Source organism: Bacillus sp. z33 (genome assembly GCF_058313615.1).
This window is the reverse complement of the sequence record NZ_JBZFQN010000003.1, coordinates 170606-183872: the sequence shown is the minus strand read 5'-3', so window position 1 is coordinate 183872 and position 13267 is coordinate 170606. Positions and strand designations below refer to the sequence as shown.

The window sequence follows — 13267 nt, the reverse complement described above, 5'->3', positions numbered from 1 at the left end:
ACTTAAATTAGATTTTTTTATATTATTAATGGTCTTCGCTGACCTTGTGGGCCATGTAAACCATCGTTAACATCGTAAAGATAAATGCCTGAATTGCTCCGATAAACAAACTGAAACCTTGCCAAATAATAGTTGGCACAATGGCTAAAACATTGCCCCAGATTCCTGTAGCAAGAGATCCTGCTAAAAGGCTGAGTAAAATTTCACCCGCATAAATATTACCGAATAGACGCAAGCCCAGTGTTAGGGTATTTGCAAACTCCTCAATAATCTTTAAGGGAAATAAGAACGGCATTGGTGATACAAAGTTTTTACTGTATCCTTTTAAACCGCGCATTTTCAGACCATAGAAGTTTGTCAAAACTATGATCATCACTGCAAGGGTTAAAGCGACTACTGGATCGGCTGTCGGTGACTTCCACCATAGGTCTCCATCATACGTAACTGAGAAAGGAAGACCAAGCATATTTGAAACAAATATGTACATGATGAGCGTCGTTCCAAGAACTAAAAAGCGTCCGCCTGTGTTCCAGTCCATATTGCTATTAATAATGTTTCTGACAAAGTCTATGACCCACTCCATAAAGTTCTGCATACCTGATGGCTTCACTGCCAATTTTCTTGTCGACAGTACAGCGATTAAAAATACAATCACACTTGCGACCGTAATCATCAGAACGTTACCAAGATTAAAAGTAAGGCCCATTAATTCGACTGTTGGTGCTCCATGATTCAATCTATATTCACCTCTTTTCCCCCCGCCTTATGTTATGGATTGTTAAATCTATCATAATGACAAGGTAACCCGTCATTAATCCCAATACTACAAAAAAGACATTAAATCGATCTGGGTATTGCATGGCGATAGCTACAGCCAGAACAGCTGCGGCCATTCTCGAGATTGTCCCAATTGATTTCATACTGCGGCCATTCTGCACCATTTCTCCCAATTGAGCAGTTTTTTTGGATAAAAGCCAGATATTATAAATACCTATAATACTACCAAGTGCCATTCCCAATGCTTCTGCTTTATATGGGGTTACCCCCCATAGGATAACATAAATGGATAATAAGGTGAACGTGAATTTAAGATAGCGTTTGAAAACAATGTGGACTTCTAGCATTTGATTAGGTTTCTCCATTAAAGTAGTTATTTATCGAACGGATGGCAGCATAGACTCCTGTTGCCAGTCCGGTCAGGAGACAAAGGATTAAAAAAAGGGGTTCCAATTGATATCGATTATCGAGCCACCTACCAAAAAATATTCCTATTAGCGTAGGACCGACAATTTGTGATAAAATCGCAGACATTAAACCCATTGCATGAAAAGCACCGCGATTATTTTTCATTGTATCTCCTCTGCTATGAATAGGTGGGGAGGATATAATAATAATCTCACATTGACAAGATAAATGGAAATATGTCTGTCAATTTGAAAACCCTACCATTTATACCCTATGTAAGAATACAATAGGCAAAAATGATTGTCAATTCAGATAGGTGTTGAATCCATTACCTATACTAGAATATAATATAAATTCTGTAAAAATTAGTGTATAACTTTCATTCTAACTGAAAATGCAAGAAATTTGTATCGTTTATTACGACTTTTTGGTGATTTTTCTCTACTTCTGCCACAATTTCGTAATAATTTGAAAGAATAGATTCCGGTAAAGTAACCCTTTGTTTTAAAACTCCTCTTTTAACATTTTTTATTTCTGCTAAATCTTTCGTATTTATGAGCGAATCCGCATCATACAGGGAAAACCTTACAGCATCTGCTCCAAACGGCAAATAAATGCTTATATCCATTTGGTGTTTGCCTTTAATTTGGTCAATCTCTAACCCTTCGGCAATTGGATATTCAGGCTTCTGCATCGCAAAAATATAAGGAATCTGCCTTACTTTAGATCGTCCCGTTTCATTGAGGTACAAATATCCATCTTCAAGATCACTCTTCTCCTTCCAATCATCCAATTCAAGCTGCATCTCCAGTGTCTTTTTCTGACCTCCTTCAAGTGTAAAAGCCAGAGGTAGCTTCCAGGACTTAAATCTTTCCTTACGAGGAATTGAAAAATAAAATTGCTTTTTGTACTTGCTTCTATTTTCTACTACTATATTTGCTTTATACGTACGGCCATTAGATGCCATGCCGAAAGTAACAGATGATGGGGCTAAAAATGTATCCTCTTGAAGGGCTTCTCTCCCATTTATCCGGCCTGCCCCCTGTTCAAATGTGTGATACATTTCTTGTTTTTCGTTTTTTAACAGATTGGCACTGGTCATTAAAGCAGATTTAAATTGTTCAGGGGCCCAGTCCGGATGAGCTTCTTTTAGCAAAGCACAAACGCCTGCGACATATGGAGCTGCCATACTTGTCCCCTGCAAAGATAGATAGCCGCCACCAGGAATCGTGCTTTCAATGTTTACACCGGGGGCGACCACATCAGGTTTTATTCCAATGGTATGAATGACTGGTCCACGAGAACTAAAGGGAGCCATTTTTTCTCTTTCAACAATTTCTTTCGTACTGCAGGCAATCGGCCCCGTTTTCATGGCCCGTTTCATTTTCAATCCATCTTTTTGCGTGACGGTTATGACAGGAATTTCTGAATTCATTTCAAGTGAAGCATTTAATTCCCCGTCTTCATTATTAAAAATGATTACCCCCAAAGCCCCAGCCTTCGTTGCATTAATCACCTTATCTTTAAAGGATATGACTCCCCTTTCCACCAATACGATTTTATTCTCCACTTCAATTTTATGGTAATCCTTCTCTTTGCCCAGGCCTGCATCACTCAGTAACATAGAATGTGGAAAATTCCATTCAGGTGAGCCTACAACAGATTGAACCTTTATATCTGCCCAGTTTTTCGTAAAATTCAATCGTTTCACTTTACCTGCATCTGCACTGGCTCCGACACTTATAGCTCCTCCTGATGTCCCTGGTGAGCCAACCGACCATATCGCCGGTCCATCATTTCCATTTGCCACCACAGCCACAATTCCCTTTTTAACTGCCTTATCAAGGGCTTTACACGTGGGCAGATCAGGGCCATTCATGGTATCTCCCAATGACAGATTGATAATGTCCATCTTATCGTTTACCGCTTTCTCGATTGACGCGATCACTTGATCAGTTGTTCCATATCCGCCTGGTCCCAACGCTCTGTATGCATAAATATTGGCCTCAGGAGCCATTCCTTTCATTTTCCCATTAGCTCCGATAATCCCCGCCACATGCGTACCATGCAGGGTTGCATTTTTCTGGTTCCCCAGAGTTTCCATCGGGTCTGAATCTTTATCAACCACATCGTAGCCGCCTTTGTAGTTAGCCTGAAGATCAGGATGCGTGTAGTCAATCCCCGTATCAATAACCCCTACTTTCACTCCTTTACCGGTAGCCTGTAAGGGCTGGTTGAATTTCAAGTGCGACGGCTGGCTTTTTGGTCGTGAGTCTTTTTTAATAAAGGCTTTAAATGAACCTGTTTGATAAATAGCAGTAATTGATTTCTCCTTCTTTAAACTTGATAGAAGCGCGGAAGGAATATTTGCCGAAAAACCGTTGTATACAACATGATAAAAATAGCGCGGTTTAATCGCTGGATACTTTGCAGTTAGCTTTGCCGCCACTTCCTTAGGTGCTTCATCTTTCACTGTTTCAATCACAACTACCTCTGTACCCTCAGCATAACTATGCGGGATATATACGAAAAATTGAATAAACATGAAGAATCCTATCAAAATTCGCATCAATGAGTATCATCACCATCCTTATTTTTTTAGAATGGTTTAACTGCCATCACTTATACATGTAAAAAATAATTCCTCTCCTTTAAATAAGAAATCGAACCCTTTCCCTATCGACTTCTTATTGTTTGGATGATGCTGCTCTCTTAAAAAATTCGTTTAGTTTACATTCGGGAGAGGGTATGAATGTCAGGATACAAGTTTTTTCGTTAGGATGTGCATACAACATGTTTGGACTTTACGACCTCTTGTCATTAGTGATATCCGCCTTTATTATCTTGCCTATCGTCGTATTTCTTCGGGAGATGGGGTACCTGATTGTCAGCGGGTTATTTGGTGTTATTAATCCGAGATTGACGATAGGATCAGGTCCGCGCCTCATTAAATTGGGAATGTTTGATTTCCGCAAATATTATCATTTGTACAGCTGGTTTTCATATGATGATTTAAAGCGCAAGAGCAAGTTCGCTTACATTTGCGTCTACTTGGGACCCATTTTAATGAACCTGGCCATCGCTCTCATCATTAATTTTTCAATTGCTAACGGCTGGATCGTGGATTATAAAACATTTTGGGACCGGTTTGCTTTCTACTCTATCTATTATGTGCTATTTGATGTTGTACCGATGCATACGTTCAACGGAAAGCCCAACAATGGGATGATCATTTATGAAATGCTTCGTTACGGAAAACGGATTGATTATAATAATGAGTCCTTCCTTCCGGAAACCTGGAAGGTGGAAGAAGAATATCAGGCAGAAATGAAGAGAATTGAAGAGTTAAGAAAAGAACGCGAAAAAATTAAAAGATAAAAGCTTCTGGATCTTATTTGATTGCTTTCAATAGGCAGACAGATTAAGACGAAAGATATTTTTACGTTTATCAATTACTAGCTCACCCTATTAAAAAAAAGAGATGTCCATCAGCCAAAAAAGCTGATGAACATCTCTTTTATCTTTATTATTTTGTTCCGAATAAGCGATCGCCTGCGTCACCAAGTCCTGGAACGATATAGCCGTGATCATTTAATTTTTCATCAAGTGCAGCGATGAAAATATCAACATCCGGATGGGCTTCTTCCACTGCTTTAACGCCTTCAGGAGCCGCAACCAGACAAACAAATTTAATATTTTTTGCTCCACGCTTTTTGATTGCGCTAATAGCATCGACAGCAGATCCACCTGTAGCAAGCATTGGATCAACTACGATAAATTCTCTTTCTTCTACATCAGCCGGAAGTTTTACATAATACTCAACTGGTTTCAATGTTTCAGGATCTCTGTATAATCCCACATGGCCAACTTTTGCAGCTGGTATAATTTTAATCATGCCATCAACCATGCCGAGACCCGCACGTAAAATAGGGATAATAGCCACTTTTTTACCTGCGATGGTTTTGGATGTTGATTTGCTGACTGGCGTTTCAATTTCGACTTCTTCTAACGGGAGATCTCGGGTAATTTCAAAAGCCATCAAAGTAGCTACTTCATCCACTAGTTCTCTGAATTCTTTTGTGCCCGTATTTTTATCACGGATAAATGTTAACTTATGTTGAATTAACGGGTGGTCAAATACATAAACTTTTCCCAATTGGATCTCTCCTCACTTTAAGTTCCTTTTTTAACACTCGTTTTATTGTACAGAAAATTCTCGATTTGTTCAATTAAGTTCAGATTACCAAAATATACTATTTAGAGCCCGTTTAGAGCCCTTGTTTAACTTAACAATCATAACTGCTTTAGTTTTTTAATAATCCCTTATTTTATACGGTATTCCCAAAAAGGGGGTATCAATAAGCCTTTAACGGACTCATCAACACCCCATTTGCACATCCTTAATAATCAGGATACAATTCATATTTGCTGGATAGCTTTGTCACTCGTTCTGCTGCTTCTTTCAGCTTCTCTTCATCCTCATGGTTTTTGAGGGCAAGACTGATAATGGAAGCAATTTCATCCATATCCTCCAATTGGAATCCACGACTGGTGACGGCTGCTGTACCAATACGGATACCGCTTGTCACGAAAGGACTTTCCGGATCATATGGAATCGTATTTTTATTAGCCGTAATACCGATATCATCCAATACCTTTTCAGCTACTTTACCTGTTAGATGAATGGAGCGAACATCAATCAGCAATAAGTGATTGTCTGTTCCGCCTGAGACAATTGTAAGTCCTTCCTTCTGCAGACTTTCGCCAAGGCGTTTGGCATTCTCTATAATATCCTTTGCATAACCTTTAAAGGAATCCTGAAGCGCTTCGCCGAATGCCACAGCTTTTGCGGCAATTACATGCATAAGGGGTCCGCCCTGAATACCAGGGAATATGGATTTGTCTATTTTCTTGGCAAACTCATCTTTACAAAGAATCATGCCGCCACGTGGTCCGCGCAATGTTTTGTGAGTTGTCGTTGTGACGAATTCTGCATAAGGAATCGGGCTTGGGTGCAATCCAGCTGCAACAAGTCCTGCAATATGAGCCATATCTACCATCAAGTAAGCGCCCACTTCATCCGCAATTTCACGGAACTTCTTGAAATCAATTGTCCTCGGGTATGCACTTGCTCCGGCAACAATTAATTTCGGCTTACTTTGAATCGCTTTCTCTCTGACGTCCTCGTAATTTATAAGATGAGTTTTTTCATCAACACCGTATTCAACAAAATTGTACTGGATTCCGCTGAAATTTACAGGACTGCCATGGGTTAAGTGTCCTCCATGGGATAAGTTCATCCCCAGCACTGTATCTCCTGGATTCAAAATTGTAAAATAAACAGCCATATTTGCCTGAGCACCTGAATGCGGTTGCACGTTCACATGCTCTGCTCCAAATATCTTTTTAGCACGTTCTCTTGCTAAATCCTCCACAATATCCACATACTCACAGCCGCCGTAATAACGTCTTCCCGGATACCCTTCGGCATACTTATTCGTCAGAACGGATCCTTGCGCTTCCATCACTGCTTCGCTGACAAAGTTTTCAGAAGCGATCAGTTCAATCTTTCCGCGTTGTCTGCCCAGTTCTTGTTGAATTGCATCAAATACTTGTGAGTCTTGCTCTTGCAAATACCTCATCTTATAGCTTCCTCCCTTTTCGTCAAAACGGACAATTCTTCACTTTAGTCCCTTCAATTCTAGCACGATAAAGGGCAATAGTCATTTATTCCATTGACGTATCATTCTTACATTTACTTCCCGTTAAACCTATTATATTGAGCCCTCGGCCCGCCTATCAGTTTCGGTCTTGTCATGGCCAATGTCACATGTGCCTGGCCAATCTCTCTTACCGCGGAACGCAACGGAACCGCCACATGCTTTAGGTGCATACCGATCATTGTATCGCCAATATCTATGCCTGCATCCGCTTTAATATGCTCGACCACGACCGCATCCTCGAGATTCGTAAATGCATAGGCGGCCATTGCCCCTCCGGCTTGGCGGGCAGGTACAACCGATACTTCGTCCAATCCATATTGAATGGCTGTTTTTCTTTCAATAATTAAAGCTCTGTTAATATGCTCACAGCCTTGGAAAGCCAAGTAGGCTCCCTTTTGCTTAGAAAATTCATCTACAGCTTCAAAAATAGCCTTCGCTACTTCCAGCGTCCCGCCCGTACCGATCCGTTTGCCAATCACTTCACTGGTGCTGCAGCCAATCACCAACAAACGGCCATTCATTGGAAAAGCAGCTTCCAGATCATTCAGAATAGCAGTTACTTGAGTTCTTATATCCACTACATTTAGCTCACTCATTTGCATACTGCCTTTCTTCGTTTATTTTTCCGATTCAGCTATTTTTCCGATTCGTGTTTGATGGCGACCGCCTTCAAACTCCGTTGTCAGCCAAATACGGGCGATTTCTCTAGCTAAGCCAGGACCAATCACACGCTCTCCCATGGTTAAAATATTACTGTTATTGTGCGCTCTTGTCGCTTGGGCACTAAACATATCATGAACAAGTGCTGCCCGAATTCCTTTTACTTTATTTGCTGCAATGCTCATGCCAATCCCTGTACCGCAAATTAAAATCCCTCTGTCAAATTCTCCATTTGCCACTCGTTCTGCTACCGGCAGGGCATAATCAGGATAATCGACAGATGTTTCGCAATCACATCCAATGTCTTCGTACTGAATCTCAAGCTCGTCCATTAAGTTCATAATTTCTTTTCTTAAATTAATTCCGCCGTGATCTGATGCAATGATAACTTTCATGTTAATACGGCTCCCTTCCATTTTTAAACTGCCTTTTCTCTATCCTAATTCTAGTCTCTCAATTTTTCCACAAGCTTTTTAATCCAGTGGGATAATTCATGGAAAGTTTGTTCATATATTTGTTCATTTCCCCCAAATGGATCCGAAATATCCCTGTCTGCCGGATCCTCTTTTACAAATTCCTTTAAGGTAAAGGTCTTTTCAATAGCTTGAGGGTAATTCATAGCAATTAACTGTTTGTGGCTTTCCGTCATTGTAAATATATAGGTTGCCCACTCGATGTCTTCGCCTTTTAAAGGAGATGATGCATGTTCATGGACCACTTGGTGCCGATCAAGAACCTTCGCGGCGTACTCAGAAGCTGCTTGCCCTCTGGACGCATAAACCCCTGCTGATTTCACTTCCAAATCAGCTTGTTTATAATTTCGCAAAATGGCTTCTGCCATGGGACTACGGCATGTATTTCCCGTACACACAAATAAAATTTTCTTCAACTTCATTCCCTCCTGTCCCCATTATAGAATATTTACGGACAATAAAAAAATGTACCAGATCGATCTGATACACATCTTTATCCATGCAGGTGCAGGATGATCTTTAAACCAACCGCAAACATGATACTTCCTCCAAAAACCAAGCTGTATTTACCTAGAAATGTATGTACTCTCCTCCCTAACAGCAAGCCTGCCACTGTCAAAAAAAAGGCAGCAAACCCAAAGCAGAGAATGGTCATCAACGCTCGGGAGCCAAGCATCCCCAAACTCAGTCCAACAGAGAAACTATCCAGACTGACACTTGTTGCAAATAGAATTAATCCTGTTCCAACCGGGGCTACAATGGTTTCACTTTTCCCTTGAATTCCGGAGAGGAGCATTTGTAAGCCAAGAAACAGCAATAAACCCGCACCGGCATAAGATGCAAATAATCCAAATTGAGCGGACAATAACTTCCCTGAAAAAATTCCTAAAAGCGGCATCCACATATGAAAAATACCAACCGTCGACCCAATGATGAGTACTTGCCTAAGCCTCAGCTTATACGAACCCATTCCCAATCCAATTGAGAAGGCATCCATTCCGAGTGCCAAAGCCATAAAAAGCAGGCCAAATAATTCAACCATCTTTTGTTCCATTAATAGTTACCTCCCGGGACCAGCTCTTTAGTAAACATATGCCTGTCCCGGATCAATTAGAACTTGTCTTGCTGGATGATTCTCCCTCCGGCTGCCTTCTTCAATCTATTCATAATGGCTTGCCCGATGCCTTTTTCCGGAAATACTTCTCCAAAAATAAGATCCGGCTGTTCTTTATCAAATTGGCGCAGCACCCCATACATTTTTTCGGCTACAGAATCCAATTCCTCGCGAGTTCCTCCGGTAACAATGACATCCGCCTTATAGAGATGGGCATGCTCATCAACCGTATATACGCCCACTTTTTTACCGGTGGCACGCTCTTGATCAATCAATGTTTGAATGAATTGAGGGGTGCCGTCCACGAGAGTCAGCGGTGCTTTAGGCGCATAATGTTTGTATTTCATTCCCGGCGCTTTTGGGGCGTCACTATCCTTCAGCAGACCAGGGTCAACAGATACTTCACCGATTACTTCTTCGAGCTGTTCACGCGTAATCCCGCCAGGTCTGAGAATTTGCGGTATTTCCCCCGTCACATCAAGCACAGTCGATTCGAGACCGACCCCAGTTGGCCCTCCGTCAACAATTCCGGCAATTTTTCCGTCCAAATCCTCACGGACATGTTCTGCCGTTGTTGGACTCGGTTTCCCAGATAGATTTGCACTCGGTGCCGCAGTTGGACATCCCGCTTCCTTTAGTAACTCAAGCGCAACCGGATGATCAGGCATTCGAATGGCTACCGAAGAAAGCCCTGCTGTCACTACATCCGAGAAGACTCCCTCTTTCTTTTGGAAAATTAACGTCAAAGGACCCGGCCAAAATCGATCCATTAGTTTCTCCGCAACTGCAGGTATCTCTTTCACAAGGCCATGCAATTGTTCTTTGTCTCCAATATGAACAATTAATGGGTTATCGCTCGGTCTTCCCTTCGCTTGATAAATAGCTGCTACTGACGCTCCAATCAAGGCATTCGCTCCAAGTCCATAAACCGTTTCAGTCGGAAATGCAATCAGTTCTCCCATCTTCAATTTTTGGGCTGCATCCACAATTTGTGGATAACTATTGTTTTTATCCACATTTTTATCCACTGTCCACAATTTCGTTTTCACTGTTATCACCTGCCACCAATCTACATCATTCTCTATATATTACTTATAAATTAAGGATTCTTCGACATTTTTCACAAATTTACTTTGCAAGTATAAAAGAATTTAATTAATAAAACAAGCTTTATCCACAGTATGTGAATAAAGCTGGCAAAACCGTGGATAATTTCATCCTTATAGGGCTCTTTCCATAAAATACGCTTCCTTCATTGTCCACACTTTGTCCACAACCTCAGAATTCTTCACCAAATCAGGAATCTCCCGGTCATTCACCCGCTCAAATTGAAGAGCCTCAAAAAAACCTAATGCCTGAAGTTTATTCGAGATCAGAAATATTTTTTTCAACCCTTTTTCTTTTGCCAAAGCTAATACAGTCGCAAAGAGAGCCGGTACCTGTGCTTGAGCCTCCGGTACAAACAAAAACGATCTGAGCACCCCATATTCTCCACAAGGCTCCAGGCCAATCATTCCTTTTAATGAATCTTCTTCTTTTAAAAGGATAAACTTTCCGGAACAAATATCCGTATGATTCAGCTCAAGCCCCTGTGTTTTAATAAACTGCTCCATTGCCTCAATATCGACGCTTTTTGATATAGATATATAATACACGTTCTATTCTCCCTTCACTACCAAATGTTACTCTACTCTATGATTATGATTTGCTAGGGAGAATAGAACTTAAATAGTTATTGAACTCTTAGTTGGCTGGATTATGGAACACTTTGGCTGGATTTCCCCTGAGTTTGGCCGGATTCCGGGTGACTTCGACTGGATTCGCCGAGTTTGGCTGGATTCTGGGTCACTTCGGCTGGATTCCCCGTGAGTTTGGTTGGATTCCGGACAACTTCGGCTGGATTTTTCTTGTTTTCCGCTCTATTCCGGGCAACTCTGCTGGTTTTTGCCTACTTCCTGCTCTATCCTGGGTCCACTTTGGCTGGTTTTTGCCTGCTTCCTGCTCTATCCTGGACCTTTTCTCCACTCTATTCCTTCTCCCACCGCCGTTCATTAAATTTGTCTTTTTTAAAATGGACTCATGTTTCCCTCTGCAGTGATACGGTTTCTCAAAATAAATCTTTCACCATTTCTACTAAAAAGAATTTCACCTTGACTGGCTCTTCATCCTGACTTTCATAAACAGGTGGATTGGCTTCCTTGTCAGCTTTATTTTCAGGCTGTTCCACACCTTTATTTTGCGATTCCCGCTCTTCTGTCTGTTCATTCGATTGTTGTGTCTCCTGCACATTTGTTTGTGTCGTCTCTACCTCTAGTACATTTGTTTCTGTTCGTTGGGTCTCTTGCCCATTGGTTTGTGTTGGCTCTACCTCTTGAACATATGAATGTGTTTGTTCTACTGTATCCTCGTTTTTACTGCCGTTGGTTTGTTTATCATTTACAACTGGCACTTCAGGCGACTCTTCAGGAATTGTTGCGTCAGACTCACTTGCTACGGCTGTTCCACTGTTAAAATCAAGGAAGCATAGCGGAGGAAAAAGGACGCACCACCAATTGTCCCCCTCTCCTTTACCTAAAGTAATCTTAATAGCTTCATACTTTCCGGCCGGATATAAATATTGACCATATAGTTTCGTAGGAAAAACAGTTTCCCCAAAATCAACCTGTATACTTTGTACATTATTTTCTTTCACCATTACTTCTTTTGCTATGGCCTCAATATCAGTTAAATGAGCGCTTATAACTTTTCTAGCTTCTTCAATCGATGTTAATTCAGCTACCCACTTGTTAATCTCCTTATTGACCTCATCTCGAATCGACCGCTTCAATTTCTGATCAGATTCCTTATTGCTATTAGCCAAAATCCGCAAGCGGATCGCTTCATTTGGTATAACCTGAACCTCTGTTGCAGATGTATTATTTTTTGGGGTCAGTAACCCAGTCATGGTCGCTGCACATAAGAATAAAATATATATTAAAGGCAAGTATTTTTTAGCCATCATCATAAGCACCGTCCCTTCACTTACCAACAGTGTGGACAGTTTTTTTCTATCTTAAACTATAATTATCTGAATTTTATTACTACTGTAAAATTTTAAATACAGGGAGTTGGTTGGCTATGGATATAAGCGTATTGAATACGGCATGTGGGCTTGAAAATATGGGTTCTGAGAATTTAACTCTGTGGGGCATACTAAAACGGATTTCAGCGCTTATAAAAAGGACACAGCTCAATCGAGGCATGTGTCCTTGTTTTTATTTTATCTCAGCAAAGACCATTCGATCTTTCCCATTAATATCGAAAATAACTTCCACATGTGCTTCAGGATATCTCCTCCGCAAAAGTTCTGCTACTTGCTCACCCTGACCGGCACCGACTTCAAAACCAACCAACGCAGTATCTGTAAGTACACTTGGCAGGGCTGATACCATTTGCCGGTAACAATCCAGTCCATCTTCACCAGCAAATAAGGCAAGATGCGGTTCATGATTTCTAACCACATCTGAAAGAATCGCATGATCAGATTCAGGAATATAAGGAGGATTGGAAAGAAGGATATCTACTTTTTTACCAGACTCAATCAATGGCTTGAGCAAATCTCCCTGCAAGAACGTCACCTCTGCATGAAGTCGTTCAGCATTTTTAGCTGCTTGTTTCAATGCTTTTTCTGAAAGATCCACAGCTGTCACATTCACATTGGGACATTCCAACGCCATCGTTATAGCAATAATACCGCTGCCTGTCCCGATATCAGCCATCTCCAGCTTTGTTTCAGGACTGAACAATTTTTTAAGTTTGGCTAAGGTATTGAATATCAGTTCTTCAGTTTCGGGACGAGGAATCAGTACATCCCCATTCACCAGAAATGTCCTGCCATAGAACTCCTCGCTGCCAATGATGTGCTGCACAGGTACTGCCTCGATTCCATGCTTTTTGACATCCTTAATAAAGAGAGCTTCTTCCTCTTCCGTTAACTCCTCATGCATATTCGCAAGCATTTGGGCACGGGATAGATTGAGCTGATTCATCAATAGCCATTCTCCGGCATTTTCATCGCGGTCATTTTCCCTTAAAAAAGAAGAAGCCCATCGAAGAGCTTCATATACTTTCAT

At 41.1% G+C, this 13267-nt stretch carries 16 protein-coding genes; 1 reads left to right on the top strand and 15 read right to left on the bottom strand.

What is annotated here, in order from left to right:
* Positions 1-25: 25 nt before the first annotated feature.
* The 4 genes from atpB to AC4G3L_RS12710 form a co-directional block, all read right to left on the bottom strand.
* Entirely contained in the window at positions 26-736 is a 711-nt protein-coding gene (gene atpB / locus AC4G3L_RS12725) for a F0F1 ATP synthase subunit A (RefSeq protein WP_491077356.1), read from the bottom strand.
* Between the two features lie 7 nt (positions 737-743).
* The gene (locus AC4G3L_RS12720; protein ID WP_491077355.1) at positions 744-1124 is read right to left on the bottom strand and encodes an ATP synthase subunit I; all 381 of its coding nucleotides are present in this window, start codon (positions 1122-1124) and stop codon (positions 744-746) included.
* Between the two features lie 4 nt (positions 1125-1128).
* Entirely contained in the window at positions 1129-1350 is a 222-nt protein-coding gene (locus AC4G3L_RS12715) for an AtpZ/AtpI family protein (RefSeq protein ID WP_491077354.1), read from the bottom strand.
* Positions 1351-1564: 214 nt separating this feature from the next.
* The gene (locus AC4G3L_RS12710; protein ID WP_491077724.1) at positions 1565-3754 is read right to left on the bottom strand and encodes a S8 family serine peptidase; all 2190 of its coding nucleotides are present in this window, start codon (positions 3752-3754) and stop codon (positions 1565-1567) included.
* A 224-nt stretch (positions 3755-3978) separates the two neighbouring features.
* Here AC4G3L_RS12710 and AC4G3L_RS12705 point away from each other — a divergent pair, with 224 nt between their 5' ends.
* Entirely contained in the window at positions 3979-4563 is a 585-nt protein-coding gene (locus tag AC4G3L_RS12705) for a hypothetical protein (RefSeq protein ID WP_491077353.1), read from the top strand.
* Positions 4564-4711: 148 nt separating this feature from the next.
* Here the strand turns inward: AC4G3L_RS12705 and upp are convergent, their stop codons facing one another.
* From upp to prmC, 11 genes are all read right to left on the bottom strand, one after another.
* Positions 4712-5341: a uracil phosphoribosyltransferase gene (gene upp, locus AC4G3L_RS12700; protein ID WP_491077352.1), complete on the bottom strand. Its 630-nt coding sequence runs from the start codon at positions 5339-5341 to the stop codon at positions 4712-4714.
* Positions 5342-5585: 244 nt separating this feature from the next.
* The gene (gene glyA, locus AC4G3L_RS12695) at positions 5586-6827 is read right to left on the bottom strand and encodes a serine hydroxymethyltransferase (protein ID WP_491077351.1); all 1242 of its coding nucleotides are present in this window, start codon (positions 6825-6827) and stop codon (positions 5586-5588) included.
* 113 nt (positions 6828-6940) lie between these two features.
* Positions 6941-7504, bottom strand: a complete 564-nt coding sequence (locus AC4G3L_RS12690) for a TIGR01440 family protein (RefSeq protein ID WP_491077350.1) — start codon at positions 7502-7504, stop codon at positions 6941-6943.
* 21 nt (positions 7505-7525) lie between these two features.
* Positions 7526-7963, bottom strand: coding sequence for a ribose 5-phosphate isomerase B (gene rpiB / locus AC4G3L_RS12685; protein ID WP_491077349.1), 438 nt, complete (start codon positions 7961-7963; stop codon positions 7526-7528).
* A 50-nt stretch (positions 7964-8013) separates the two neighbouring features.
* On the bottom strand, positions 8014-8457 hold the full coding sequence (locus AC4G3L_RS12680) for a low molecular weight protein arginine phosphatase (protein WP_491077348.1): 444 nt from the start codon (positions 8455-8457) through the stop codon (positions 8014-8016).
* 77 nt (positions 8458-8534) lie between these two features.
* Complete coding sequence (locus AC4G3L_RS12675; protein WP_491077347.1) at positions 8535-9095, bottom strand: manganese efflux pump MntP; 561 nt, start codon at positions 9093-9095, stop codon at positions 8535-8537.
* 56 nt (positions 9096-9151) lie between these two features.
* The gene (locus tag AC4G3L_RS12670) at positions 9152-10204 is read right to left on the bottom strand and encodes an L-threonylcarbamoyladenylate synthase (RefSeq protein WP_491077346.1); all 1053 of its coding nucleotides are present in this window, start codon (positions 10202-10204) and stop codon (positions 9152-9154) included.
* A gap of 171 nt (positions 10205-10375) precedes the next feature.
* Positions 10376-10810 carry a GNAT family N-acetyltransferase gene (locus tag AC4G3L_RS12665; RefSeq protein WP_491077345.1) on the bottom strand — a complete coding sequence of 145 codons (435 nt, stop codon included), beginning with the start codon at positions 10808-10810 and terminating at the stop codon, positions 10376-10378.
* A gap of 190 nt (positions 10811-11000) precedes the next feature.
* Positions 11001-11180: a hypothetical protein gene (locus tag AC4G3L_RS12660; protein WP_491077344.1), complete on the bottom strand. Its 180-nt coding sequence runs from the start codon at positions 11178-11180 to the stop codon at positions 11001-11003.
* An 82-nt stretch (positions 11181-11262) separates the two neighbouring features.
* Positions 11263-12159, bottom strand: a complete 897-nt coding sequence (gene spoIIR, locus AC4G3L_RS12655; RefSeq protein ID WP_491077343.1) for a stage II sporulation protein R — start codon at positions 12157-12159, stop codon at positions 11263-11265.
* A 250-nt stretch (positions 12160-12409) separates the two neighbouring features.
* On the bottom strand, positions 12410-13267 hold the full coding sequence (prmC, locus tag AC4G3L_RS12650; RefSeq protein WP_491077723.1) for a peptide chain release factor N(5)-glutamine methyltransferase: 858 nt from the start codon (positions 13265-13267) through the stop codon (positions 12410-12412).